This window comes from Bacillus inaquosorum, from assembly GCF_023238325.1.
GTDB lineage: Bacteria > Bacillota > Bacilli > Bacillales > Bacillaceae > Bacillus > Bacillus inaquosorum.
Window position 1 is genome coordinate 610354 of the sequence record NZ_CP096592.1, and the last position, 25151, is coordinate 635504.

The following is a 25151-nucleotide window of genomic DNA, read 5'->3' on the forward strand; positions in this document are numbered from 1 at the left end:
AAACTATAATGAGGAGGGGAAGATGTTGAATGAACAAAAGCTATGTCAGGCGATAAACCTGTTTGTAGAAGTATTACTTGAAGGGACAGAGTTTGTGCATCGTGAAATCAATCAGGATGTCTTCAAACATATCTCAAGGGAACAGGCGGACCTGTTAAAAATTTTAAAAGTTAAGGGCCCAACCTCTCCCGGCAGCCTGGCCATGTATCAAAATGTACATAAGAGCGCGATTTCGAACAGACTGAAAAAGCTGCTCGATAAGGGATTAGTTGAATGGGATGACTGTCCGGCCAAGAGTGATAAGCGCTCTAAGCTAATTAACATCACAACCAGCGGTGAAACCATACTAGAAGAATTAGATTCAGCCATCTTTAACGCTCTCAAAGGGCTGATCGATGATATAGATGAGGAACACTTAAATTCCATCATAGAGATATTCACCATTCTAAAAAGCAAATTTAAAGGAGGAGATCCTGCCGAATGAGAGCAATCATCAAATTCAAGTGGGCAATTGCAGCCGTTATATTAGCACTTACCGTTGTATTGAGTTTGTTTTCTCCGAACTTAACGGAGCTGGCCAATCAAAAGGGGCAGGCCCAGCTTCCCGCTGATGCCGTTTCAGAAAGAGCAAACGCCATTTTAAAACAAGCGGGAGAAGACAATAATTCGATCAGTGTTGTCTTTACATTAGACCACGCTTTGAAGAAAGAAACAGAGGATCAGCTTCGCACAATGGTCGATAAAATCAAAAAGATCGACGGTGTAGAAGAGGTAACGTCTCCTTTGACAGCTGAAAAAGAAGTCAAAGACCAATTAATTTCAAAAGATAAGAAAACCGTCCTCATTCCTGTCACGATTACAGGTTCTGATAAAAAGGCGGAAAAAATCGCGGATGACATTTATAAAATCGTTCCTGATGATTTGACCGCATATATTACGGGAGCTTCTCTCATCAATCAGGATTTCGCTCACAGCTCAGAGGAAGGGCTCAAGAAAACGGAAGTAATCACCGTCTGCCTGATCATCGGTTTACTGCTGATCGTGTTCCGATCTGTTGTGACGCCTTTTATCCCGATTGTGATTGTCGGTTTCTCTTATCTGATCAGTCAATCCATTTTGGGGATCCTTGTGTACAATGTTGATTTTCCTATCTCAACGTTTACGCAAACCTTCTTAGTCGCCATCCTGTTCGGTATCGGAACAGATTACTGCATTCTGCTTCTTACCCGATTCCGTGAAGAATTGGCAAACGGGCATGACAAAAAAGAAGCGGCGCTTATCGCTTACCGTACAGGAGGAAAAACCTTATTTATCAGCGGATTTGCGGTATTGATCGGATTTTCCGCCTTAGGATTTGCGAAGTTTGCGATTTTCCAATCCGCAGTAGGAGTCGCAGTCGGTGTTGGAATCTTAATGATCATCCTCTACACACTGCTGCCATTATTTATGGTGACGCTGGGTGAAAAATTATTCTGGCCTTCTAAGAAAGTGCTGTCCCACAGTGACAATAAATTATGGGCGTTTCTCGGGAGACATTCCGTTGTACGTCCGTTTCTGTTCATTGTCATCACGGTAATTATCACGCTTCCGTTCATTCTGACCTATGATGACCAGATTTCATTTGATTCGACTGCGGAAATCAGCAGCGATTATAAATCAATCAAAGCTCTCAAGGCCATCAAGGACGGATTCGGTGAAGGGAAAGCGTTCCCGATCAATGTTGTCGTGAAAGGAGACAAAGATCTCACAACAGCTGATACAATCCCTTATCTCGGAAATATCAGCAAAGCGATTGAGAAAGTCGATCATGTTGACTCTGTCATGACCATCACGCAGCCGACTGGTGAAAAAATCAAAGATTTATATATTGATAAACAGCTAGGCTCGGTTTCAGACGGGCTCGATAAGACGGTAAAAGGAATTGCCGATGTCCAAAGCGGTTTAACGGATATAGAAAACGGACTCAATCAAATGGCGGGGCAAACCGGCTCAGCCTCAAATAGCAGCTCCGGCGGTTCACTGGGCGATGCGGCAGACGGCTTAGGCAAAATCAATCAGCAGCTGCAGCTAGTGGGCAAACAGATTTCCCAAACCGGCAACACCGCACAGACCGTACAGCAGCTTACGGCAATCAGCGGACAGCTTGGTCAGATTCAAATCGGCCTTGAACAAGCAAACCAGCAGCTCTCAGGCCAGCAGGCACAAGCCGGAACGCTGGCGGAAAGCCTGAAGAAGCTTGCCGAAGGCGTCAAGAGCGCAAATGATGGCCTGACGAAAATCACTGACGGCATAACAGCTTCCAGTGATATGTTAGAGGATATGAGTAAAAGCTCAGCCGTAAGGGATACAGGGATATTCATTCCTGATCAAGTGATGAAAGATAAAGACTTTAAGAAGTCAATTGACCAATATTCCTTTGCAGACGGCAAAGGCGTGCAATTAAGCGTCGTCTTGGATTCCAATCCTTATTCAGAACAAGCCATTACGACAATAAATCAAATCAAAAAAGCTGTAGCAAACGAAGTTGACGGCACTTCTCTCGAGGATGCACAGATTGTATACGGCGGGGTCACGAGTATGAATGCGGACTTAAAAGAGCTGTCCACAACGGACTTCTCCAGAACAATGGTGATCATGATTATTGGCCTGTTTATTGTGTTAACCATTTTGTTCCGCTCAATGATTATGCCGATCTATATGATCGCGTCACTGCTGCTCACGTACTATACGTCGATATCCATAACAGAATTGATTTTTGTAAACGGCTTAGGAAACGCCGGCGTCAGCTGGGCAGTACCGTTCTTCAGCTTTGTCATCTTGATCGCGTTAGGGGTAGATTATTCGATCTTCTTGCTGGACCGATTTAAGGAAGAGGTGCATATGGGCATTGAGCAAGGTGTTATCAGATCAATGAGCAAAATGGGATCCGTCATTATTACAGCGGCCATTATTTTGGCTGGAACGTTCGCGGCGATGATGCCTTCAGGCGTCAATACGCTGATGCAGGTGGCAAGTGTCATCATTATCGGGCTCTTGCTTTACGGTCTTGTCATCCTTCCGCTCTTCATTCCGGCAATCATCGCGACCTTTGGCGAAGGCAACTGGTGGCCGTTCGGCAGGAAGAAAACAAAAGAATAACCAAGAGAAGAGTGATGAATAGTTCATCACTCTTTTTTTATGACAAATGACAAAAATAAATATTTGTCATTTGTTTGCGGTTTTGCTAAGATGTCCTCAAGGAGGTGTCTCATGCGGCCCTGAAAAGCCGCAGCACTATGAACAGATCTTCAGATGGTGACGTGTTAACCAAAAAACAAATACTGATAGCGACAGAAGAAACACTAAGGCGTTTTGGTGTCGCCAAAACATCAATCACAGATGTAGCGAAAGCATTACATGTAAGCCATGGAACGATCTACCGCCATTTCAAAAGCAAAAAAGAGATTCTGGAAGCGGCGACTGAAATGTGGCTGAATGAAAAGATCAGCGTGCCTCTTACCGCTGTATATGAGGATTCTTCGCTAAAAGGTGCTGCGCATGTGAAAGCTTATATCAAGAAATTGTTTGATCTAAAGCGGTATTATGCTTCAGAAGATGAAGAATTATTTGCCATGTATGCGAAAGTAACGGGTGAATGCTCTGAGATGGTCAACAAAAGTATTGTTCATATGGTCAAGCAATTGAGTGTTCTTTTGAATGACTGTGACACGAAATCAAATGATCATGAGGAACTGGCACGAGGCATTTTTTACGCTACAGAACGTTTTCATCATCCCGCTCATGCGTACGAGTGGAAAAAAGATACGATTGAAGAGGAATTTGAAAGTGTTTGGTCATTGCTTGAAAATGGTTTTTTAGCTTTCACGGAAAAATCGTAATCAATCGGAGGGTGACATACATGGAACGGGTAAAAGGAAAAACAGCGATTGTAACTGGAGCTTCAAGGGGAATCGGTCGGGCAATTGCCGAACAGCTGGCTGATCTCGGCATCAAAGTAGCAGTCAATTATTCAAGCAGCCCGGAAAAAGCGGAAGAGGTTGTGGAAGGCATCAAGAAAAAGGGCGGAGAAGCTGTAGCTATCCAAGCCGATCTCAGCCGGGTAGCCGGCGTCGAGTCGTTATTTACAAAAACCATCGAGGCCTTTGGAAAAGTAGATATTCTCATCAACAATGCGGGCGTCAATATTTATCAGCCAATCGAAAAAGTAACAGAGGAAGACTTCGACAAGCAGTTTAATCTCAATGCTAAAGGAACGTTTTTCGCCTGCCAGCAAGCGATGAAATACATGGAGGAGAAGGGGAGAATCATCAACTTCTCGACATCCGTCGTCGGTCAAATGTTTCCGACATACAGCGTGTATGCGGGAACAAAAGGTGCGGTTGAGCAATTCACCCGCCAGCTTGCAAAAGAATTAGCAGTAAAGCAAATCACCATTAACGCGGTTGCGCCGGGGCCGGTGAACACTGAGCTGTTTACTGTAGGCAAAACCGAGCAGCAAATTGAAGGTTTGAAAAAGACCATCGCACTCGGCCGTATTGGTGAACCCGAAGATATTGCAAATGTCATCGAGTTCCTTGTAAGTGAAAAATCACAATGGATCACAGGCCAGACGATCCGCGTGAACGGCGGCTTTATTTAAAACAAAGAGCCCGGAAAATATTCCTGGGCTCTTTGTTTTATTTCCATTCTGCAATTGTATCAATCGGCAGACGGTAGGAAGCATAGCCTTCGTCTGCTGCTTTTCCGATAGAAAGAAGCATAACCGGTACATAACGTTCTTTATCTAATCCAAATGTTTCTGCGATGTTTTCTTTATCGTATCCGCCGATCGGGTTTGTATCGTAGCCGTGTGCGCGTGCAGTCAGCATTAGCTGCATCGAAACGAGGCCTCCGTCAATCAGGATCGTTTCGCGGTTCACCTGTGCAGGAAGCTTTTCAAAATGAGCGGTCAGCGCAGCGATTTGTCTGTCTTTGACCTCCTGCGGCATGTAACCGAGTTCCACAGCTTTTGAATAGATTTCTTCTAAGTAGTCTGCATTGTTCATGTCTGCAAATACAGCAATGACAGCAGATGATGTTGTGACTTGTGTTTGGTTAAAGCTTGCAAGCGGTGCGAGCTTTTCTTTTCCTTCCGGGCTGTCAATGACGAGAAAACGCCATGGCTGCGCGTTAACAGAAGATGGCGCAGTTGTTGCTTCCTCTAAGATTTCTGTCATCTCTTCTTTAGTGATTTTTACTGTCGGATCATAGTTGCGAATGGAACGGCGTCCTTTCATAATCTCCATAAAATCATTTGTTTTGATCATGTTGATACACTCCTCTTATGCTTCAATATTGTCTATGTTGTTCCGCATGCGCGCCAGCACATCAATGAGCAGGCGGCGCTCTTCTGTACTTACATTTGCGAGCATTTCCTTCATGAAACGCTCCTTTTCTTTCTTAGAAGACTCGATTCGCTCTCTTCCTTGGTCTGTTAACCGAACAAGGGTGATGCGATTGTCCTCAGGCTTGCGCCGTCTTGATACCATGCCTTTGGCTTCCAGCTGTTTTAGGTGTCTAGTGACGGCTGCGCTATCTATATTTACTTTCTTTTGAAGGTCGCTTTGACTGATCTCATCTGCATGATAAAGCAATGTCAGCAATTCCAAACGAGATTGGCTGATGCCCGTGCATGCCTCGAACTTCATGCCAATCACCTTGTTCACGCCTTGCAGCTGATATAAAATCTCGGCTTCCTCTGAACAAAATGATGCCAAAACCCATCCCTTCTTTCTTGTCAAAACTATTAATTGATATATCAATGATTGACACGTCAATTAATATACAACGAATGCTTTCATCTTGCAAGCCATTTGCACATATGAAAAACCTCCCAGCGATTTAAGCTGAGAGGTTGTTTGTCACCCTTGCGGCTCAGGATAAAACATCAGCAGAAAAAAACTGGCCGTTTCTTCAGATGAATTGATGTAGCTGTGCGGGGTTGACCCTGTAAACTGCAAGGCGTCTCCGGAAGCGAGCATATGCTCCTGACCCTGCAGAATGACTGTTAATTCGCCTTCTTTAATTAAAATATATTCTTCTCCTAAATGTGTTTTTGCTTCATGTATACATCCAGGTTTCAGATCCACAACGTAAATTTCAAACTTTGTTTCAGGATTGTAAGGGAAAAAAGGGTAGACGCTGTAGTTTTCTTCATTATCTGTAACAGGTTCGATATCCTGCAGGTTGATTTTTCTAACTTTTGGTTTGTCTTCTTTTAGAAATACAGAAAAGGATACTTGAAGCCCGTTTGCGATCTTCCATAGCGTGGTGACAGTCGGGGTTGATTTCCCTTTTTCGATTTGTCCGAGCATCGCTTTGCTGACACCCGTTAATTCAGAAACTTGATCAAGGGTCAGGTTTCTGTTTTTTCTAAGTTTGACTAGATTCATTGCGATAATGGCTTGGATATCATCCATACATGTATCTCCTTACGTCCATATTCGCTTTATTATAACATATGGAAGTCTGTTATCACATTCTATTGTCAGTTATAACATACGTGTGTATAATATGTTAGACGAGGAGGAGAACAGAATGATATCTGAAAAAGAAATGACTCATGCAAAAACTGACGAGCCAACATTCCTGCAGGGATTTCAAGATTGTGTTCCGACGCTGGTCGGTTACATCAGTGTAGGCTTGGCTCTTGGAATCGTGGGGGTTGCGTCGCATTTAAGCGTAATGGAAATTGTGTTAATGTCAGGATTGGTTTTTGCAGGCGGCGCCCAGTTCATTATGTGTGCGTTGTTAGCGGCGAACAGCCCAATGTCAGCCATTATTCTGACAACGTTTATTGTGAATTTGCGGAATTTTCTACTAAGTGCCGCGCTTGCTCCTCATTTTTCAAAGTATTCACTGGCGAAAAATGTAGGGATCGGCATGATGGTAACAGATGAATCGTTCGGTGTTGCTTCAAATAAGATTGTTAAAAAAGAGCCGATTAACGACCGCTGGATGTTCGGTTTAAATCTTACTGCGTATGCATGCTGGGTGCTTTCCTGTGTGGCAGGTGCTGTTTTTGGCAAGTGGATTACCGATCCGGAATCGTTCGGACTTGATTTTGCGGTGACGGCTATGTTTTTAGCGCTGCTGGTTCTTCAACTGGAACATGTTGTGCCGGCGAAGCTTAAACATTATGTATCTCTCATTATCTATATGGTGATTGCCATGGTTGTTTTTTCTTTCTTTATGCCGTCTCATCTTGCTGTCATCATATCAACGGTCATCGTAGCAACAATCGGGGTGGTGACTGATAAATGAGTGTCAATACATACATCTTGATGGTGATTATCGGCTGTGCGCTGGTCACGATGATTCCCCGCGTCATTCCCTTTTTAGTTGTTCGGAATATCACTTTGCCGGAGCCCGTGCTCAAGTGGCTATCCTATGTGCCGGTGTGTATATTGACAGCACTTGTCGTAAAGGATTGTATGATTCAGTCAAATGATTCTCTTCAATTGAATTGGCCTGTAGCCGTCATCCTGATCCCGACTCTCTTGATTGCGATGAAAACGAAAAGTTTATCCATTACTGTGATCAGCGGTGTTCTTCTTATGGCGGGTTTGCGGTTATGGGCATAGAACAGAGCTATATCGGAACTCAAAAGATCAGGGCAGCAGATCCTGATCTTTTTATGTCTTTCGTTCAAGCTTTAAGCGGCTTTCACAGACTGAAAGTTATGATACAATATACAAATGTTTTACAGCTTCAATCCATCGTTGGAGTTGACATCCATTTTATATAAGGGACTAGGTTGAAGGGAAGGTTTGATAACATGCTGCACAATCCAACTGGAAAAGAACGCTTGGCATTGGCGTTTCTGCTCGGCATGCTTGCTATATTGGGCCCGCTTAATATAGATATGTATTTGCCGAGTTTTCCTGAAATCGCGGATGATTTATCAGCAAGTGCTTCACTTGTACAGTTAAGTTTAACAGCCTGTCTGGTCGGGCTTACCATCGGCCAGCTGATTGTCGGGCCGGTCAGTGATGCGCAGGGAAGACGGAAACCGCTCTTAATCTGTATATTTTTATTTGCATTATCTTCTCTGTTTTGTGCGCTATCGCCCAATATTACAACATTAGTGGCTGCGCGTTTTTTACAGGGGTTTACCGCTTCCGCAGGGCTTGTGCTGTCTCGGGCCATCGTTCGCGATGTATTTTCCGGCAGAGAGCTTTCTAAATTTTTCTCGCTGTTAATGGTCATTACAGCTGTTGCGCCAATGGTTGCGCCTATGACAGGCGGTGCCATTTTGCTTTTGCCATTTGCAACGTGGCATACGATTTTTCATGTGTTAACGATTATCGGATTTTTACTTGTTCTTCTGATTGCATTGAGATTAAAAGAAACGCTGCCGCCAGAAAAACGGATTCCAAGCTCAATCGGCACATCTGTTAAAACGATGGGCAGCCTGCTGAAGGATCGATCCTTTATGGGGTACGCGTTAACTGTCGGATTTATTCACGGGGGAAGCTTTGCTTATGTATCTGGTACACCATTTGTATACCAGGATATCTATGGGGTGTCTCCGCAGGTGTTTAGCATTCTTTTCGGCATTAACGGCCTGGCAATTATATCGGGCAGTTTTATTATCGGGCGCTTTGGCGGAATCATTCATGAAAAGAGCCTGCTTCGCATGGCGGTCATTACGGCTATGATTGCGACTGCTGTGCTTTTGACCATGACCATGATTCACGGCCCTCTTGCCACATTAGTCATATCCATTTTCATTTACATGATTACAATCGGCATGGTTCTGACCAGCACGTTTACGCTGGCCATGGAGAAGCAGGGGCATCGTGCCGGAAGTGCAAGTGCGCTGCTAGGAATGCTGCCGCTGCTCCTCGGTTCGATCGTGTCGCCGCTTGTGGGCATTAATGAGACAACAGCCATCCCGATGGGAGCGATCATGTTTGTGACAGCTGTCATCGGCTCGCTGGCGTTTTTTGGATTAACGAAAGAACGAGCAGAGCAGAACCAATAAATAAAAAACCTGACAATATGTCAGGTTTTTTTGTCTTATTAGAATAACAACAGCAGGCCCGCAATCGCCGGGGTCAAAAAGATGGCCGATTTCAGGACCACCTTTGGCATAAGGTTGGTGAATTTCGCACCGACATAGGCACCGCACATTGTGCCGACCAGAACCTTGATCAGCAATACATAATCAACAAATCCTTCTGTGATATACCCGATGCCTCCTCCTACCGCGAGAGGGATGATTACAAGCATCGTCGTTCCGACAGAATGGCGGATGGACAGGTTCAGCATAATCATTAAACCGATTTGAATAAAAGGCGCTGACCCGATGCCGAATGTGCCGGAAAGAACGCCGGCTACAATTCCTAAGATGACCGCTCTCGTATACGTTGAAAGAGTGCTTTGATTCACTTGTGCCTTCTCTTTTAAAAGAAACAATCTGATTAAAATGAGAATCGCTGATAAAAATAACATCCCAGCCGTCAAGTAATGAAGCAAATCAGCCGGAATGAAAGATGTCAGCTTGGCGCCGAAAAATGAGCCGACCGCAGCAAAGCATCCGACTGTTAAGCCGATTTTCATTTGAATGTTCCCTTCACGATAGTGGCTGTACGCCCCTGATAAGCTGGTGAAAGCCATCCCGGCGAGGGAAGTGCCTAAAGCCGTATGAATCGGGACGTGGAAGAGAAGAGTTAAAAGGGCAATGACAAAGCCTGCTCCTCCGGCACCAATAAAGCCTAAAATAATACCGAGAAGAAACATAACAAAAATGATGAGCATATTTTTTCCTCCATTGAAAAGATCTAATAAAATAAGTGCGCTATTCTGGCGGAGGTATGGTGTCCTATTGGCGATGAAAAACAGTTGCCAGTAGTCCGTCGACCGTCGTTCAGCAAACATATCGTACCTCAAATTTTGAGATCTGACAAGGCAGTTTGTTGCTTCCCTTTACCATCTGTTATATGATTTTGATGAAGAAAAGCCCCTGAATATATTCAAAAGAGGTATTATATATGGACGATTTTAAATTAGACAAGCCGACTCCTTACTACCTGCAATTTTATAACCAGCTGAAAAAAATGATTTTCAACGGGACTTTTAAGCCGGGGGAACGGATAAACGAAACACAGCTGGCGAAAAGCTTTGGCGTCAGCCGCTCTCCGATAAGGGAAGCCATGCGGCTGCTTGAGAAAGACGGGTTGTTAAAAGCAGATGACCGAAATGGATTTTCTATCACGTCGTTAACGGCAAAAGATGTAGATGAGATTTATAAAATCAGAATTCCGCTGGAGCAGCTGGCAGTCGAGTTAGTCATAGACGAAGCGAGTGAGGAAGAGCTTGCCATACTTGAAAAACAGCTTGAAGAAACAGAAAAAGCCATTCACAACGGAACGGAAGATACGGAAATCATCAGTTTAAACCAAAGGTTTCATGAGCTGCTTGTCGATTTTAGCCATAACAGACATTTGAAAAATTTGCTTGAGCATGTAAATGATCTGATTCACTTTTGCAGAATCCTTAATTATACTGGTGACCACCGTGCAGAAACGATCCTGAGTGAACACCGCAAGATATTTGAAGAAGTGAAAAAGAAAAACAAAGAAGCAGCCAAACAGTATGTGATGGCTCATTTCAATCATGACTGTGAGCATTTGAAGCGTGTGCTTGAAGAAGGAAAAGAGAATTGATATGCGTGATCCGGTACCAAGGGGGGAGCTGACCCCTTGGTATTTTTTATGTGTTCACCAACATATATAAGGAAACCGATTAATAAGATTTTATGATGGATTGACTAACGAATAATGGGGGTTAAACATGTTTATCCATATCGTCGGGCCTGGTGATTCTCTGTTTTCCATAGGCAGAAGATACGGTGCTTCTGTTGATCAAATCCGGGGTGTGAATGGTTTAGATGAAACGAATATAGTGCCGGGGCAGGCTCTCCTTATCCCTCTTTATGTATATACCGTTCAGCCGGGAGACACGCTGACCGCCATTGCGGCAAAAGCGTTTGTTCCACTAGAGCGGCTGCAGGCCGCAAACCCGGGCATCAGCCCAAATGCTTTACAGACAGGAATGAAAATAACGATTCCATCTATCTCAAATTATATTGCGGGTACGTTAAGCTTTTATGTTCTCCGAAGTCCTGAGCTCGACCGGGCGTTAATCAATGATTATGCGCCATACTCGTCTTCGATTTCGATTTTCGAATACCATATTGCACCTAACGGCGACATTGCAAACCAGTTAGATGATGCGGCCGCTATTGAGACAACATGGCAAAGGCGAGTGACACCGCTGGCCACCATAACCAACCTTACATCGGCAGGGTTCAGTACAGAACTCGTTCACCAAGTCCTGAATAATCCGACAGCGAGAACCAACCTGGTCAACAATATTTATTACTTAGTTTCCACAAGGGGATATGGGGGTGTGACAATCGATTTTGAACAGGTGAGCGCCGCAGATCGGGATCTTTTCACTGGTTTTTTACGTCAGCTGAGAGATCGCCTTCAGGCTGGAGGCTATGTGCTGACGATAGCTGTTCCGGCAAAAACAAGCGATAATATCCCATGGCTGAGAGGCTACGATTACGGAGGGATTGGAGCGGTTGTCAATTATATGTTTATCATGGCTTATGATTGGCATCATGCCGGGAGTGAGCCGGGCCCTGTAGCTCCGATTACTGAGATCAGGAGAACCATTGAGTTTGCGATTGCGCAGGTGCCGAGCAGAAAAATCATTATCGGAGTCCCGCTCTACGGGTACGACTGGATCATCCCTTACCAGCCGGGCACAGTTGCTTCAGCCATTTCAAATCAAAACGCAATCGAAACAGCGATGAGGTACCAAAGCCCGATACAATATTCAACCGAATATCAATCACCTTTTTTCCGGTACAGAGATCAGCAGGGGCGAACGCATGAGGTATGGTTTGAAGATGTCAGGAGCATGAGCCAGAAGATGCTGATCGTCCGCGAATACGGGTTGCAAGCCATAGGCGCTTGGCAGTTAACCTTGGGCTTCACGCCAGGCCCGTGGCTTCTGCGGAAATTTTTTACAATCAGAAAGGTATAAAAAAGACACCAAAGCTCGGTGTCTTTTTTGGATTTTTAGTCCAGAGCAGCAGAATTGTTCAATCATTTGTCCCTTGCATGGCGATACGTCCCCATTTTACGATTAGTAGTGTAGTCTGATCAAACAAAGTTTCAGAATACGATATGAGAGGGAGTTGTCAAAATGAAGACAGTATTGATTTTAAATTTTCCTGCGGAAGGCCATGTGAATCCTACCTTAGGCATCACAAAAGCGTTTTCCGATAAGGGATATGATGTCCACTATATTTCCACTGAAAAATATAAAAAACGATTAGAAGCGGCGGGAGCAACTGTCCATCTTCACCAGGATCTGCTGCGAACAACACCTATTCATATCGGTTCGCCCAATGGCATTCTTGATTTCTTGAAAATCCATATCAAAACCTCGCTGGACATTTTACATATTGTGAAAGACTTATCTAAGAACATTCAATTTGATTTTGTGTATTATGATAAATTCGGTGCGGGTGAATTGGTGAGGGATTTCTTAGATATTCCAGGGGTCTCTTCATCAGCGTCCTTCCTGTTTGGCGAAGAGCATCTGAAAATCCTGCCGCTGCATCCGGAATCTGGAGCGCCGCTTGAATTGGATCAAGAGTGCGAAGATCTTTTAGAAAGAATGAAAGAAACGTACGGTGTTGTCCCGAAAAATCTGGTTCAATTCATGAACAATAAAGGGGAATTGAATGTAGTGTATACAAGCCGTTATTTTCAGCCTGAAAGCGATCGTTTTGGGGATGAATGTTTGTTTATCGGCCCCAGCTTTCCAAAGAGAGCGGAAAAAACAGATTTCCCGATTGAACAGTTAAAAGATGAAAAGGTTATTTATATTTCAATGGGGACTGTTCTGGACAATACGGAGGAATTTTTCAACCTCTGTATTGATGCATTTTCTGGCTTTAACGGAAAAGTCGTCATCGCTGCCGGAGAAAAAGCGGATCTGACCAAATTAAAGCAGGCGCCGGAAAACTTTATCATCGCCCCGTATGTCCCTCAGCTGGAAGTGCTGGAGCAAGCTGATGTCTTCATTACACACGGCGGAATGAACAGCGTAAATGAAGGAATTCATTTCAACGTGCCTCTGGTTGTAATGCCTCATGACAAGGATCAGCCGATGGTGGCGCAGCGCCTTTCTGAACTCCATGCAGGCTATGTCATCTCTAAAGATGAAGTCGATGTACAAAAATTAAAACAGGGCGTAGAGGCGGTTATACATCATGATCAATATACGGAAGGCATTAAAAAAATCAATCAAAGCTTCCAAGAGTGTATGGACATGGATGAAGTGATGGAGCGGATTGATGAATTGATTCGCCAAAAAAACAGATAAGAAAAGAACTCCCGTACCAGGTACGGGAGTTCATCATTTAAAACTTGATTTTGATCTTTTGAGCATCACTGATTTTCTTATGATTTTGGTCAAAGACGTCACTTGTTGTAATTTCGATCCACTTGATCTCTTTTGCTTTCTTCTTATCATCAGCATCTTCGTCATGAGCATGGCCGCTTGATGCGTTCACAATAAAGCCGAGATTTCCGGACTTTTCGGCTCCGCCTTCCAATTCGCCATTTAACTCTTCAAGATAAATATCTTTGTTCCAATCAAAAGTTTCCCCTGTATTTGTTTTCATCAAGGCAATCGGCGCAACATTTACTTTCTTTGAAGATGTGTTCTTGATGTCAACAAAGACCTTAACGAAATCAAACTCTTCATCGTGTGTTAACACATGAAAGTAATCAATCATGCTGTAGTCCGGGCGCAAATGGATCAGCTTCATTTCTTTTACTGTTAACTCCACGTCGCCAATCTTATATGTTTGATTCACTTGCTTGATATCCTTTAAAACAGCTTTTCCCTTATCATCAGAAAACGTTTGGCCCACCTTCAGCAATGACCGGTCATCGGTTACTTGGGAATTAGGCTGATACTCATCTATGCTGTCTTTTTGAGATGATGTGCTTTGCGGTGTGGCTTTTACCGCTTGCTCCCCGCCCGCACTTTGTTTTTCTGTATTGGCGTTCGATGAGCAGCCCGCGAGCACGATGATAAAAACGAAGATCGAAAGAATTCCTCTCATGATGATTCCTCCATTAATAAGAGAGCCCGTTACTTCATACAAGCAACGGGACACCTTGTATTCTTTTACTTATCTTTAATCTTAATGTTGTATTGTAAAGAGTTGAAAACATTTTTGGCAATTTCAGTATTATCAATTTGGCCTGCAAAGTCTTCGCTAGACGGTCCGTACGCATAGACCGGAACATCTTCACCAGTATGTCCGCCTGTCGTCCAGCCGGTGTGGGAGCGTTTATTGAAAATTTCCTCGATCGCATTATCGATTTCAAGCACTTCTTTCGTTTTTGCGGCTTTTTCAACAGATTGAATTTCTGATTCAGTTAAAGCTAATTTCTTTTGATCAATATACGTTTTTAATGTTTTTTCAACATTTGCGCCGTCAACGATTTTTTCTGCCATAAAGTCAGGTGTGCGCTTTGCGGCTTTTATGGGTTCACTGAACCAGTTGTAGATGCCGTCAGCACCAATGGAATATCCGCCGGTTGAGTGGTCAGCCGTTGCGACAACCAATGTATGCTTGTCTTTTTTTGCGAAATCAAGAGCCGCCTTATAAGCTTGTTCGAAGTCTTCCATCTCGCTCATGGCGCCGACGATATCATTGTCATGGCCCGCCCAGTCAATCTGGCTGCCTTCCACCATGAGGAAGAAACCGTCTTTATCCTTGCTTAATTTTTTAATCGCTGTGTTTGTCATGTCTTTTAATGAAGGAATATCCTTCGTGCGGTCAATCTTTTTAGGCAGGCCGCCGTCCGCGAATAGTCCGAGAACTTGGCTGTCTTTATTCTTCAGCATGTCCTTGCGGTTATCCACATAGCTGTAACCCGCTTTTTTGAATTCCTTGATCAAATTGCGGTCCTTGCGGTCAAAATTGCTTTTTCCTCCGCCTAGAAGGACATCAATTTTGTGCTTGCCGTTGACCATTTCATCAAAATAATCATCGGCAATCGAGTTCATATTTTTTCGGCTGTGATCGTGTGAACCGAAAGAAGCCGGAGTGGCATGTGTAATTTCTGAAGTGGCCACAAGTCCTGTTGATTTTCCTTTTTCTTTTGCCGCTTCAAGTACCGTTTTGGCCTCTGAACCGTCGTTATCCACCGCAATCGCATTGTTATATGTTTTGATCCCGGCAGACATAGCCGTTGCTGCAGATGCAGAATCTGTTACGTTTTGTTCTGGATCTTCAGGGTAAGTCGTTTGCTGGCCGACAAGGTATTGATCAAAAGCGGTAGGCTCTACAAACTTTGTCTTTTTATTATCTTTTAAATAACGATGAGCGGACGTATAGGACACACCCATACCATCACCAATCAGAACGATCACATTTTTAATTTCGTTTTGATTCCCCTTTTTCTTTTCCTGGGCGCTGGCTTCAGGCACACTGCCGCTGGCTAAGCTGCTGAACGCAATAGATGATAAAACCGCAATAGGCAGTAATTTCTTCGGGAATTTTTTCAACTGGATAACCTCCTAGAAATATATGAATCTCAATGACAAACCCATTATATTTTTAAAGTGTTAAGCTAGTATTAATCGATTTTAAAGATTGGATTTACAAGACGAATTGACTGCTGGCTATCCTTAAAGAAGCAGTTCTATTCTGAGAACTTTTAGAAGGAAAGAGCGATAGTGCTAAAGAATAAATTGGAGGAATAGCTTCTGTGGGGAGGCGGACTGATAACTGCTATAGTCACATAGAAACAACCCGCTTACTTCTTGAACAATCAGGATTCTTTTAAGTATTACATTTGGAAATAGGATTGTTTAAGTACGTGTCTGGTCGGTTCCGTTTGGAGTTTTAATGAACTTCTCTGAACGGTATCATTTTATTTGAGGAGGGAACAACATGGATGTTTTTTCTGAATATGTAGCGGGGATTGATGACCCGTTCCACCGAGAAAGAACGGAAGAAGTGTTGACTTGGATAAAAAATAAATATCCAAATTTACATACACAAATAAAATGGAATCAACCAATGTTTACGGATCATGGTACATTTATTATTGGCTTTAGTGTATCTAAAAAGCATTTAGCTGTCGCCCCTGAAAGTGTGACGATAAGGCATGTACAGGATGATATTATAAAGGCCGGATATGACTATACCAAGCAGCTGATACGTATCCCTTGGAATGGCCCAGTTGATTACCCGCTACTTGAAAAAATGATTGAATTTAATATTCGAGACAAGACTAACTGCTCCACTTTTTGGCGGAAATGAAAAAAAATAGCTTTAGGAATGAATGATATGTCATTGTAAAGAAGAAAGGCATAACCTATTAGTTATATGAAATATGTTATGCCTTTTAATTTGTATTTTTTAAATTTCGCTCCTGATAAATTATTGTTGCTTTTAGTCAAACAAGGTTTTTTCATTAAGCGTAAACTGACTTGCGGAATAATGATCACCTTGCTTCCACTTCACTTCAATCGTAATCTCATGGCCTTCAAGCTCATGTTCATCTAATCGCTCTAAAAAAGAAACGGACTTCTCTTTTGCGCTTCCATCGCAAAAAGTCCCGCTAGAGTAATCTCGTATGGGGATTTCAGTATAAGAGCTCAGCAGAACCTCATCATCCTTTTTTACAATCAGTGATTCCATATAGGTGCTGTCTGCTTTATCTGTATCTCCGATCCAATAAAGATTGCCGCTATATTCATTCGGTGCATCTTCATGTTTGGAAAACACTGCTTCCCAATTTCGATCTTTGCTTTCTCCCTGCCATTTAGGGTACTCCAATCGCACATGATGGATCAGCTGATAGGAAAAAAAGATCAAGCAGAAAGCGAATAATAGGGAAGAGGTGAAAATGAGAGGGTATTTATAATGACTGGACATAAAAAACTCCTATTCGTTTTCAGCGATTATCTTTGAGAAAAGGATTTCATCCCGTATCAAAATGCCGTTTTCAGCTTTCACAGGGATCTCTGGCTTGATTTGTCGCGCTTTTTCAACTGCGTTCGGAAACAATGCGGCGAATTGATAACCTCTTTTTTGATAAAACGCCATTGCATGTACATTATCATTCGTTGTGATAAGCTTGATTCGATGACAATGTGCATGTTTAGCTGTCTCTTCAACCTGCTGCAGTAAAGCAGTGCCAAACCCTTTCTTTTCAATGATACTATCTAATGAAATAATTTCACAATCTTTCCCGTCTATCACGTATGTAATACAACCGATGATTTCGCCGCTCTCATCTACAGCGGCATAACCATCTAATTCATTACAACGAAAAATGCCGCTGGAAATCACCATCTCGGGTGTACCCCAATGCTTGGCAAAAAAATCGGCCATCATCTGTTTCGGTAATTCATTGTTTCGGATGATGATCATCGTAACACTCCTCTATTGAAAGATTGCATGTGTACTATCAATATACAATAAATAACAATAAGAAAATAGATGTAGAGGTGAAGGCATGAAAATCAACGATGACATTTACGGACAGCACGATATAGACGGAGTGCTGGAAGAGCTTATCAAGAGCGCTCCTGTGCAAAGATTAAAAGGAATCTATCAAGGCGGAGCAAGTTTTTTAGTCAATCGAAAGTGGGATGTGACTCGGTATGAGCACTCCATCGGCGTGATGCTCCTCATCAAACAGCTAGGAGGAACAATAGAGGAACAGATAGCAGGCCTGCTCCACGATGTGTCACACACGGCTTTTTCCCATGTGGTTGATGTTGTGTTTGAAAATGAAGCGGAAGACTATCATGAAAACATCTTTCAACAAGTCATTGTTCACTCTGAGATTCCGGGAATTCTAAAAAAACACGGTTATGATGCCGAAGAACTTCTATCAGACAATACGAGATGGACATTGCTCGAACAGCCCGCACCGGAGCTCTGTGCCGATCGGATAGACTATACGCTGCGCGATATGTACCGATATGGCCACATTAGTCTGCACGAAGCGCAAACCTTTTTGGATCATCTTATTGTGAGAAACGGTAGGATGTTTCCGGACGGTATCGAAGCCGCCGAATGGTTTGTCGGGGTGTATTACAAGGAAGTGATTGATTTCTTTTTGCATCCCGTGAATGTATTTGGATATGAATATTTAGCACGAACGTTGAAGGCTGCGTTGCGGCACAATGTCATATCCGCAGAAGACTTGCTGAAAACGGATCAAGAGGTACTCAACATCCTGCATGCCTCAAAAAATGAAGAAGTACTGAGCTTGCTTAAACCTATTCATCCCCGCGTTCAAGTAAAAGAAGATGACATCCAGTACGATTTCCATCAAAAGAAGAAAATGCGCCTCATCGATCCATCCATTTTTCATCATGACGAATGGGTCAAAGCCTCAGCTGTATCGGAAAACGTCAGAAAAATGGGAGAAGCCGCTTATCAAAAAGCGAAAAAAGGTGTGTATATAAAAGTGTTACATCACTAATTGCCGCGTAACAGCGGCTTTTTCCATGTTTGGCCATGCAAAGCAAGGGGAATAGGACAAACTGCGGGAACATTTTATGAGAATATCAGCGTATTTACATACCATTCGGGGGTATAGTATTATCGAGAGGGCATGTTTGCTTGCAGATATGCGGTTTTATGGTATGAGGGAAAATTACAGTGAAAAATGAAGCAAAGGAGAATGAACATGAAAGTCTCTAAAAAAGCACTGGGAATTCTGATGTTATCTCTTGTTTTTGTTTTATCTGCATGCGGCAATAACAATAGCACGAAAGAAAACACTCATGAAAATCATTCAAATTCCTCATCACATGAAGAAATGGAGCATTCCGGATCAGCTGATGTTCCAGAGGGATTACAGGAATCTAAAAATCCGAAATATAAAGTAGGCAGCCAAGTGATCATCAATACATCTCATATGAAAGGCATGAAAGGCGCCGAAGCTACAGTGACAGGCGCCTATGATACAACGGCGTATGTTGTCTCTTACACTCCGACAAACGGAGGACAGCGCGTGGATCATCACAAATGGGTGATCCAAGAAGAGATAAAAGATGCGGGAGATAAAACATTAAACCCCGGAGATCAGGTGATCTTAGAGGCTTCTCATATGAAAGGCATGAAGGGAGCAACAGCCGAGATCGACTCCGCCGAAAAAACAACCGTATACATGGTTGACTATACATCGACAACTAGCGGTGAAAAAGTGAAAAACCACAAATGGGTCACAGAAGACGAGCTTTCAGCTAAATCATAAAAAAATCCTCCTTTTACAAGGAGGATTTTTTTGCTGTCTGAACAGGTCTTGTTAAAGAAATTAAGGCAAACAGGACAGCAATAATGACAATTGAACCGCCGCACCATGCCGTTGAGACAACAGTACCTGTCTGATCCAAAACAACACCGCCAATCGCTGAGCCAAGGGCAATCCCGACTTGGAGGGCAGACGTATTAAAGCTTTGCTGAATGTCAGACGAATCTGGTGCAATTTCAATTAAATAGCTTTGCTGAGCGGGGGCGAGGCTCCAGCTCAGAAGTCCCCAAATCACCATGACAGGCAAAAAGAAAAACATAGACGATGTTGACAGCGGCAGTAAGAACATAATGATGGCAAAGGAACCGGTCACCAGCAAAATGCTCTTAAAGGAACCAAGCCGGTCAGAAAGCGCTCCTCCGAAAGGGCCTCCGCATACAGCAGATATCCCGAAAAGGAAATAACAAATGCTGACCCAGAAAGAGCTCAGGTGAAGAGTTTCTTCTAAAAACGGTGCAAAATAAGCGTATAGCGTGTAGTGCCCCGCTAATGTAAACATCGTGACGAGGTGTGAACTCGCGATTTTTAGATTGCCAATCGTCTTGAGCTGATCCCGGAAAGGAATCATTTTCTCCGTCGGTATCTTTTCAAAGAAGATTGAAATAATCAGCATGGAGACTAGCGCCAGAAGTCCGATGCCAAGGAACAAAATGCGCCATCCGAAGGAATCGCTGATTAAGATTCCGAGCGGCACGCCCAATGCGATAGCAGAACTGAATCCCATAAAAATAATTCCGATTGCGCGCGCTCTGTATTCAGGCGCTACAATTTTCGGGGCGATCGTTAAGGAAAGCACAACAATCAGCCCCGTACTCATCGCAGCCAATACCCTTGACACCATCAGCGTCGCAAAATTAGGGCTGAAATAGGCCACAAGATTGCTTAGGAAGAAAACAAATAAGGCAATTAAATATAAACGCTTTCGCTCAATCTTCGCAGTCAATGCCAAAAGCAGCGGCCCTGACACTGCATATCCCAGCGCAAACACACTGATCAGCTGCCCGGCTGAGACAATGGAAATGTCTAAATCATTTGCGATCTGAGGAAGAATTCCTCCCACAATTAACTCAACCAATCCGACTGCAATCGTAGAAGCTGCAAGCAGGAAAACTTTAAAATTCATAACAAACTCCTTTACATAAATGTTTTGATAAATAAAAAAATCCTGATTACAAAAAATGTCATAAACAATTTTTGTAATCAGGATTTTACGGTTCCTGGTAGACACCCTCAAACCATATTATTGAGGTTATACAAGTGATAATAGCTATTTAATTGATTCGTTTCCGTTGATGAGTGTAACACATTATGAATGAATCTTCCATAGAAAAATTTACAAAGCGATGAACTCTGAAAATATATGATTATATTTATTTTCTAAAAGTATAGACATTTAAAAATAAATGACTATAATAACAATTGTAAGCGTTTTAATCACAAGGGGGGATAGCAGTTGAAAAAAATTTTACTTGCGTGCAGCTCTGGAATGTCAACCAGTCTACTGGTGACAAAAATGAAGGAATATGCACAATCCATCGGAGAAGAAGCAGAGATTTGGGCTGTCGGCCAGGATAAGGCGAAAGAAGACATGAAAAAGGCGGATGCTGTTTTGATCGGCCCGCAAATGAGCTTTCTTAAAAGCGAACTGCAAAAAGAGGCAGATCAATACAACATTCAGGTTGAAGTCATTGACATGATGGCCTACGGAATGGCAGATGGCAAAAAAGCATATGAGCAGGCATTGTCCTTAATGGAGAATCAATAATGGAACAGATGAAAATTACGAATTTAACTGACGAACAAATCAGTTTTCAGCTTATCCTGCACAGCGGCAATGCCCGCAGCGCCATCATACAATCACTGCGCACCTATAAGGAAGGGAACAAGGAGGAGGCTGATGCCCTCATTACCAAGGCTGAGCATGATTTATCCGCAGCCCACGATATTCACTTTCAAATGATACAGAAAGAATCCGGCGGAGAAGCAGCCGCTTTCTCCTTACTGCTCATGCATGCGGAGGATCATTTGATGTCAACATTGACCATGAAAGAACTAGTGAAAGAGCTGCTTGATCTCTTTAAAACAAAGAATCTATAAATAATCGGGGTGGATAGGGTGTTCGAGAAAATCAGCCAATTCCTTGTTCCAATTGCAGGGAGGTTAAACAATAACCGCTATTTGCAAGTGCTGCGTGATGCATTTATGCTGGCTTTCCCGCTTACGATATTCGGGTCCATTTTTGTGGTGTTGACGAACCTGCCGTTCTTAAACAAAATCATGAATGCTTCAATGCTTACGGCGTTTCAGTCTCATTTCGGCATTGCGTCTACGGCGACAATGGGCATTATGTCTGTCTTTGTTGTCTTCGGGATAGGCTATTACCTGTCAAAAAGCTATCAGGTCGAAGCTGTATTTGGCGGCGCAATCGCTTTGGTTTCCTTTTTGCTCTTAACGCCATTTGTCGTTCAGCCGGAAACAGGGGATGCCATTACAAGCGTTATCCCGGTCGACCGTCTCGGTGCAAAAGGGATGTTTCTTGGCATGATTACGGCATTTCTTTCTGGTGAAATCTACAGAAGAATCGTTCAAAAAAACCTGACGATCAAAATGCCTGCAGGTGTTCCGCCTGCTGTAGCAAAATCATTCGCCGCACTTATTCCGGCATTTATTACATTGACCGTGTTTTTGCTGATTAACGTTCTGGTGACTCAGCTTTTTAAAACAAATATGCACGATGTCATTTATCATGCGATTCAGGCTCCGCTTGTCGGACTTGGAAGCGGTATCATTCCGACGCTGATTGCGGTGTTTTTTATTCAAATCCTCTGGTTTTTCGGTCTGCACGGACAGATCATTATCAACTCCGTGATGGACCCGATTTGGAATACACTGCAGGTAGAAAACCTTGCTGCTTACACAGCGGGAAAAGAAGTTCCTCATATTATTTCAAAACCGTTTATGGAGATTTATACAGTAGGGATGGGCGGAACCGGGATGACGCTAGCGATTGTGTTTACCATTCTCATATTCATGAAAAGCAGGCAGATGAAGCAAGTATCAAAGCTTGGCCTTGCTCCCGGTATTTTTAACGTGAACGAACCGATTATCTTCGGACTTCCGATTGTCATGAATCCAATCATTATTGTGCCTTGGGTGTTGGCACCGATGGTTGTTACGCTCGTCACCTATCTGGCCATGTCAGCGGGGCTCGTTCCGCCGCCGACCGGTGTGACGGTGCCGTGGACGGTTCCATTATTCATCAATGGCATTATGGCGACGAACTCGATCATGGGGGGCGTGATGCAGCTTGTCAATCTGCTGATTGTCTTCGTGATATGGTTTCCGTTCCTGAAAGCAATGGATAAATTAAATCTGGCAAAAGAAAAAGAACAGGCTGTTCAGGAAACAGCTCAGCAAAATGATAACAGTATTAAAATGTGACATAAGGGGAGAGAGACCTTGACACAAACAGAACAATATCGTTTTCCGAAAGATTTTTGGTGGGGATCATCCGCTTCAGCAACACAAACGGAGGGTGCCGCCGATAGAGACGGGAAAGGGCAGAATATATGGGATTATTGGTTTGAAAAAGAGCCGCATCGTTTTTTTGATCATGTCGGACCCGCAGCCACATCTCAATTTTACGACAACTATAAAGAAGATATCAGGCTGATGAAGGAACTTGGCCACAACTCGTTCCGGATGTCGATTTCCTGGTCGCGTTTAATACCGGACGGAACAGGTGAGCTCAATGCCAAAGCCGCGGAGTTTTATCATAGCGTCATTGATGAGTTGATCGTTAACGGAATAGAGCCTTTTGTCAATTTGTTTCATTTTGATATGCCGATGGAGCTTCAAAAAATCGGCGGCTGGGTAAACAGAGAAACGGTTGACGCTTATGAAAACTATGCAAGAACGTGTTTCCGTTTGTTTGGCGGCCGGGTGAAAAAATGGTTCACGCATAATGAACCGATCGTGCCTGTAGAAGGCGGATACTTATATGATTTTCATTATCCAAACAAGGTGGATTTTAAAGAGGCCGTCCAGGTCGGTTTTCATACGATGCTGTCAAGTGCCCGTGCGATTCAGGCTTACAGGGAGATGAAGCAGGACGGAAAAATCGGCATCATCTTAAATTTGACGCCTTCATACCCGAGAAGCAGCCATCCGGCAGATGTGAAAGCAGGGGAAATAGCTGACGCGTTTTTTAACAGATCCTTTTTAGACCCATCTGTCAAAGGTGAATTTCCAAAAGAGCTGGTTGCCATTTTGAAGAATGAAGGCTTTGTGCCTGACTATAAGAAAGAAGATCTTGAGGTCATCAAACACAATACGGTTGACCTGTTGGGCGTGAATTATTACCAGCCGAGACGTGTAAAAGCAAAAGAACATCTTCCAAATCCCGACGCTCCTTTTTTGCCGGACAGGTATTTTGATCCTTACGTCATGCCGGGCCGCAAAATGAATCCGCATCGCGGCTGGGAGATCTATGAAAAAGGCGTTTATGATATTTTGATCAATTTAAAAGAAAACTACGGGAACATCGAGTGCTTTATTTCCGAAAACGGCATGGGAGTCGAAGGCGAAGAACGCTTCAGGGATGAACAAGGCATTATTCAAGATGATTACCGGATTGAATTTATCAAAGAGCACCTCAAATGGATTCACCGTGCCATACAGGAAGGCTCAAACGTAAAAGGGTATCATTTATGGACGTTTATGGACAACTGGTCTTGGACAAATGCCTATAAAAACCGCTATGGGTTTGTATCAGTCAATCTCGAAAAAGACGGAGAAAGGACCGTCAAAAAGAGCGGAAATTGGTTCAAAAAGGTTGCTGAGCAACACGGTTTCTAGATGTACAGGTCTTCCGGCAATCATCATGATGAATAGAGATCACGAACAGCCGCAACATTGATGAAATAGGGAAAAGAACTTATGATATCCGTAAAGAAGCTTATGTGATATCAAACTTTAACGCTGCCGGAGGATACCAATGAATAAATACGAAATCATTGCAAATGAAATGAGAAATAGAATCAAAAATAACGTCTATCCGATCGATCAGCCGATTCCCGATGAAGTTTCTCTTGCCAAAGAGTTCAACTCAAGCCGCATGACGATGAAAAGAGCTTTGGATAATTTAGTTGCAGAAGGGCTGCTGTTCAGAAAACGAGGCCACGGCACGTTTATTATTCAGTCAGCGATACAGGATGACCATGTCCATGTGGTGAGTAATGAAATCCTCGGATTGACCAACTTGCTGAAAGATAAGGAAATCAAAAGCAAGGTCATTCAGTTTGAAGTGCAATTTCCCACAGAGGAAGTGGCTGCCCATTTGTCTATTGATCAGAAAACACCCGTTTATTATGTCGTTCGGCTGCGGATTGTAGAGGGAGAACCATATGTATTGGAAAAAACTTATATGCCGACTCATTTAATACCGGGCATTAATGATGATGTCCTTCATGATTCGATCTACAACCACATCACAAACGAGCTGCAGCTCAAAATCGCCGGAACGCATCGGAAAATCAGGGCCTGCAAATCTGATCATATTGACCAGCAGCATCTGGGTTGCAAACAGGATGATCCAATTCTGGAAGTCGAACATGTAGGCTTCTTAGATAACGGCATGCCATTTGAATATTCCTTTTCACGTCATCGGCACGACAAATTTGTTGTCACCTCGGTAAACATTCGGCGCTGATCGCGGAGATAACAAGG

General features: G+C 43.3%; 27 protein-coding genes and 1 riboswitch. Of the genes, 18 read left to right on the top strand and 9 right to left on the bottom strand.

The features are described from left to right. The first annotated feature begins 25 nt into the window (after positions 1-25). From M1M80_RS03160 to M1M80_RS03175, 4 genes are all read left to right on the top strand, one after another. Positions 26-484, top strand: coding sequence for a MarR family transcriptional regulator (locus M1M80_RS03160; RefSeq protein ID WP_029316777.1), 459 nt, complete (start codon positions 26-28; stop codon positions 482-484). Continuing rightward, entirely contained in the window at positions 481-3138 is a 2658-nt protein-coding gene (locus tag M1M80_RS03165; RefSeq protein WP_060398028.1) for an MMPL family transporter, read from the top strand. Before M1M80_RS03160 ends, M1M80_RS03165 begins: the two co-directional genes overlap by 4 nt. A gap of 137 nt (positions 3139-3275) precedes the next feature. After that, positions 3276-3878 carry a TetR/AcrR family transcriptional regulator gene (locus M1M80_RS03170; protein WP_060398029.1) on the top strand — a complete coding sequence of 201 codons (603 nt, stop codon included), beginning with the start codon at positions 3276-3278 and terminating at the stop codon, positions 3876-3878. A 20-nt stretch (positions 3879-3898) separates the two neighbouring features. Beyond that, a complete protein-coding gene (locus M1M80_RS03175) occupies positions 3899-4639 on the top strand; it encodes an SDR family oxidoreductase (RefSeq protein ID WP_060398030.1) in 741 nt (246 codons plus the stop codon). 37 nt (positions 4640-4676) lie between these two features. On the opposite strand, the gene M1M80_RS03180 is transcribed toward M1M80_RS03175, so the two are convergent. From M1M80_RS03180 to M1M80_RS03190, 3 genes are all read right to left on the bottom strand, one after another. Then, positions 4677-5306 (bottom strand): nitroreductase family protein, encoded by a 630-nt coding sequence (locus tag M1M80_RS03180; RefSeq protein WP_003240607.1) that lies wholly within the window; start codon positions 5304-5306, stop codon positions 4677-4679. A 15-nt stretch (positions 5307-5321) separates the two neighbouring features. Then, positions 5322-5816 carry a MarR family transcriptional regulator gene (locus M1M80_RS03185; protein WP_080010747.1) on the bottom strand — a complete coding sequence of 165 codons (495 nt, stop codon included), beginning with the start codon at positions 5814-5816 and terminating at the stop codon, positions 5322-5324. A gap of 84 nt (positions 5817-5900) precedes the next feature. After that, positions 5901-6458 (bottom strand): helix-turn-helix domain-containing protein, encoded by a 558-nt coding sequence (locus M1M80_RS03190; RefSeq protein ID WP_003225384.1) that lies wholly within the window; start codon positions 6456-6458, stop codon positions 5901-5903. Between the two features lie 118 nt (positions 6459-6576). Between M1M80_RS03190 and M1M80_RS03195 the strand changes: the two genes are divergently transcribed. The 3 genes from M1M80_RS03195 (at position 6577) to M1M80_RS03205 (ending at position 9025) form a co-directional block, all read left to right on the top strand. Beyond that, on the top strand, positions 6577-7302 hold the full coding sequence (locus tag M1M80_RS03195; RefSeq protein WP_003240610.1) for an AzlC family ABC transporter permease: 726 nt from the start codon (positions 6577-6579) through the stop codon (positions 7300-7302). After that, positions 7299-7622, top strand: a complete 324-nt coding sequence (locus M1M80_RS03200) for an AzlD domain-containing protein (RefSeq protein ID WP_019257616.1) — start codon at positions 7299-7301, stop codon at positions 7620-7622. Before M1M80_RS03195 ends, M1M80_RS03200 begins: the two co-directional genes overlap by 4 nt. 194 nt (positions 7623-7816) lie before the next feature. After that, on the top strand, positions 7817-9025 hold the full coding sequence (locus M1M80_RS03205) for an MFS transporter (protein WP_060398031.1): 1209 nt from the start codon (positions 7817-7819) through the stop codon (positions 9023-9025). Between the two features lie 38 nt (positions 9026-9063). Here the strand turns inward: M1M80_RS03205 and M1M80_RS03210 are convergent, their stop codons facing one another. Continuing rightward, positions 9064-9801 (bottom strand): sulfite exporter TauE/SafE family protein, encoded by a 738-nt coding sequence (locus M1M80_RS03210; protein WP_019257618.1) that lies wholly within the window; start codon positions 9799-9801, stop codon positions 9064-9066. 233 nt (positions 9802-10034) lie between these two features. Here M1M80_RS03210 and M1M80_RS03215 point away from each other — a divergent pair, with 233 nt between their 5' ends. The 3 genes from M1M80_RS03215 (at position 10035) to M1M80_RS03225 (ending at position 13449) form a co-directional block, all read left to right on the top strand. Continuing rightward, positions 10035-10709 carry a GntR family transcriptional regulator gene (locus M1M80_RS03215; protein WP_060398032.1) on the top strand — a complete coding sequence of 225 codons (675 nt, stop codon included), beginning with the start codon at positions 10035-10037 and terminating at the stop codon, positions 10707-10709. Between the two features lie 127 nt (positions 10710-10836). Then, positions 10837-12099, top strand: a complete 1263-nt coding sequence (locus M1M80_RS03220; RefSeq protein WP_060398033.1) for a glycoside hydrolase family 18 protein — start codon at positions 10837-10839, stop codon at positions 12097-12099. Between the two features lie 162 nt (positions 12100-12261). After that, the gene (locus M1M80_RS03225) at positions 12262-13449 is read left to right on the top strand and encodes a macrolide family glycosyltransferase (RefSeq protein WP_060398034.1); all 1188 of its coding nucleotides are present in this window, start codon (positions 12262-12264) and stop codon (positions 13447-13449) included. Positions 13450-13486: 37 nt separating this feature from the next. Here M1M80_RS03225 and M1M80_RS03230 read toward each other — a convergent pair whose 3' ends face one another. After that, positions 13487-14197 carry a DUF4352 domain-containing protein gene (locus tag M1M80_RS03230; RefSeq protein ID WP_032732239.1) on the bottom strand — a complete coding sequence of 237 codons (711 nt, stop codon included), beginning with the start codon at positions 14195-14197 and terminating at the stop codon, positions 13487-13489. Positions 14198-14262: 65 nt separating this feature from the next. Next, entirely contained in the window at positions 14263-15651 is a 1389-nt protein-coding gene (gene phoB / locus M1M80_RS03235) for an alkaline phosphatase PhoB (RefSeq protein WP_080428964.1), read from the bottom strand. 388 nt (positions 15652-16039) lie between these two features. Here phoB and M1M80_RS03240 point away from each other — a divergent pair, with 388 nt between their 5' ends. After that, positions 16040-16411 (top strand): iron chaperone, encoded by a 372-nt coding sequence (locus M1M80_RS03240; RefSeq protein ID WP_060398036.1) that lies wholly within the window; start codon positions 16040-16042, stop codon positions 16409-16411. Between the two features lie 132 nt (positions 16412-16543). Here the strand turns inward: M1M80_RS03240 and M1M80_RS03245 are convergent, their stop codons facing one another. Then, positions 16544-17029: a DUF4944 domain-containing protein gene (locus tag M1M80_RS03245; RefSeq protein WP_060398037.1), complete on the bottom strand. Its 486-nt coding sequence runs from the start codon at positions 17027-17029 to the stop codon at positions 16544-16546. Between the two features lie 9 nt (positions 17030-17038). Then, positions 17039-17527, bottom strand: coding sequence for a GNAT family N-acetyltransferase (locus M1M80_RS03250; protein WP_060398038.1), 489 nt, complete (start codon positions 17525-17527; stop codon positions 17039-17041). 85 nt (positions 17528-17612) lie between these two features. Between M1M80_RS03250 and M1M80_RS03255 the strand changes: the two genes are divergently transcribed. Then, the gene (locus M1M80_RS03255) at positions 17613-18590 is read left to right on the top strand and encodes an HD domain-containing protein (protein WP_060398039.1); all 978 of its coding nucleotides are present in this window, start codon (positions 17613-17615) and stop codon (positions 18588-18590) included. Positions 18591-18797: 207 nt separating this feature from the next. Next, positions 18798-19367 (top strand): YdhK family protein, encoded by a 570-nt coding sequence (locus M1M80_RS03260; RefSeq protein ID WP_060398040.1) that lies wholly within the window; start codon positions 18798-18800, stop codon positions 19365-19367. Between the two features lie 13 nt (positions 19368-19380). Here M1M80_RS03260 and pbuE read toward each other — a convergent pair whose 3' ends face one another. Further along, a complete protein-coding gene (gene pbuE, locus M1M80_RS03265) occupies positions 19381-20547 on the bottom strand; it encodes a purine transporter PbuE (protein WP_060399991.1) in 1167 nt (388 codons plus the stop codon). Positions 20548-20601: 54 nt separating this feature from the next. Continuing rightward, positions 20602-20701, bottom strand: a riboswitch (purine riboswitch). Between the two features lie 176 nt (positions 20702-20877). On the opposite strand from pbuE, the gene M1M80_RS03270 reads away from it, so the two are divergent. From M1M80_RS03270 to gmuR, 5 genes are all read left to right on the top strand, one after another. Next, a complete protein-coding gene (locus M1M80_RS03270) occupies positions 20878-21189 on the top strand; it encodes a PTS sugar transporter subunit IIB (protein ID WP_003240632.1) in 312 nt (103 codons plus the stop codon). Then, positions 21189-21521: a PTS sugar transporter subunit IIA gene (locus M1M80_RS03275; RefSeq protein WP_060398041.1), complete on the top strand. Its 333-nt coding sequence runs from the start codon at positions 21189-21191 to the stop codon at positions 21519-21521. Before M1M80_RS03270 ends, M1M80_RS03275 begins: the two co-directional genes overlap by 1 nt. Before the next feature lie 18 nt (positions 21522-21539). Then, on the top strand, positions 21540-22865 hold the full coding sequence (celB, locus tag M1M80_RS03280; protein ID WP_104010194.1) for a PTS cellobiose transporter subunit IIC: 1326 nt from the start codon (positions 21540-21542) through the stop codon (positions 22863-22865). An 18-nt stretch (positions 22866-22883) separates the two neighbouring features. After that, positions 22884-24281: a 6-phospho-beta-glucosidase GmuD gene (gmuD, locus tag M1M80_RS03285; RefSeq protein WP_003240637.1), complete on the top strand. Its 1398-nt coding sequence runs from the start codon at positions 22884-22886 to the stop codon at positions 24279-24281. Between the two features lie 139 nt (positions 24282-24420). Then, complete coding sequence (gene gmuR, locus M1M80_RS03290; protein WP_003240639.1) at positions 24421-25134, top strand: transcriptional regulator GmuR; 714 nt, start codon at positions 24421-24423, stop codon at positions 25132-25134. Positions 25135-25151 lie beyond the last annotated feature (17 nt).

Excerpts from the sequence above, each read along its gene's own strand:
- M1M80_RS03255 (WP_060398039.1), top strand. The coding sequence starts at position 17,613 with ATGAAAATCAACGATGACATTTACGGACAGCACGATATAGACGGAGTG.
- M1M80_RS03175 (WP_060398030.1), top strand. The coding sequence starts at position 3,899 with ATGGAACGGGTAAAAGGAAAAACAGCGATTGTAACTGGAGCTTCAAGG.
- gmuR (WP_003240639.1), top strand. The coding sequence starts at position 24,421 with ATGAATAAATACGAAATCATTGCAAATGAAATGAGAAATAGAATCAAA.
- M1M80_RS03240 (WP_060398036.1), top strand. The coding sequence starts at position 16,040 with ATGGATGTTTTTTCTGAATATGTAGCGGGGATTGATGACCCGTTCCAC.
- M1M80_RS03275 (WP_060398041.1), top strand. The coding sequence starts at position 21,189 with ATGGAACAGATGAAAATTACGAATTTAACTGACGAACAAATCAGTTTT.
- M1M80_RS03220 (WP_060398033.1), top strand. The coding sequence starts at position 10,837 with ATGTTTATCCATATCGTCGGGCCTGGTGATTCTCTGTTTTCCATAGGC.
- pbuE (WP_060399991.1), bottom strand. The coding sequence starts at position 20,547 with ATGAATTTTAAAGTTTTCCTGCTTGCAGCTTCTACGATTGCAGTCGGA.
- M1M80_RS03170 (WP_060398029.1), top strand. The coding sequence starts at position 3,276 with ATGAACAGATCTTCAGATGGTGACGTGTTAACCAAAAAACAAATACTG.
- M1M80_RS03215 (WP_060398032.1), top strand. The coding sequence starts at position 10,035 with ATGGACGATTTTAAATTAGACAAGCCGACTCCTTACTACCTGCAATTT.
- M1M80_RS03200 (WP_019257616.1), top strand. The coding sequence starts at position 7,299 with ATGAGTGTCAATACATACATCTTGATGGTGATTATCGGCTGTGCGCTG.
- M1M80_RS03190 (WP_003225384.1), bottom strand. The coding sequence starts at position 6,458 with ATGGATGATATCCAAGCCATTATCGCAATGAATCTAGTCAAACTTAGA.
- M1M80_RS03230 (WP_032732239.1), bottom strand. The coding sequence starts at position 14,197 with ATGAGAGGAATTCTTTCGATCTTCGTTTTTATCATCGTGCTCGCGGGC.
- M1M80_RS03250 (WP_060398038.1), bottom strand. The coding sequence starts at position 17,527 with ATGATCATCATCCGAAACAATGAATTACCGAAACAGATGATGGCCGAT.
- M1M80_RS03245 (WP_060398037.1), bottom strand. The coding sequence starts at position 17,029 with ATGTCCAGTCATTATAAATACCCTCTCATTTTCACCTCTTCCCTATTA.
- M1M80_RS03260 (WP_060398040.1), top strand. The coding sequence starts at position 18,798 with ATGAAAGTCTCTAAAAAAGCACTGGGAATTCTGATGTTATCTCTTGTT.
- M1M80_RS03210 (WP_019257618.1), bottom strand. The coding sequence starts at position 9,801 with ATGCTCATCATTTTTGTTATGTTTCTTCTCGGTATTATTTTAGGCTTT.
- M1M80_RS03225 (WP_060398034.1), top strand. The coding sequence starts at position 12,262 with ATGAAGACAGTATTGATTTTAAATTTTCCTGCGGAAGGCCATGTGAAT.
- M1M80_RS03205 (WP_060398031.1), top strand. The coding sequence starts at position 7,817 with ATGCTGCACAATCCAACTGGAAAAGAACGCTTGGCATTGGCGTTTCTG.
- M1M80_RS03195 (WP_003240610.1), top strand. The coding sequence starts at position 6,577 with ATGATATCTGAAAAAGAAATGACTCATGCAAAAACTGACGAGCCAACA.
- M1M80_RS03180 (WP_003240607.1), bottom strand. The coding sequence starts at position 5,306 with ATGATCAAAACAAATGATTTTATGGAGATTATGAAAGGACGCCGTTCC.
- M1M80_RS03165 (WP_060398028.1), top strand. The coding sequence starts at position 481 with ATGAGAGCAATCATCAAATTCAAGTGGGCAATTGCAGCCGTTATATTA.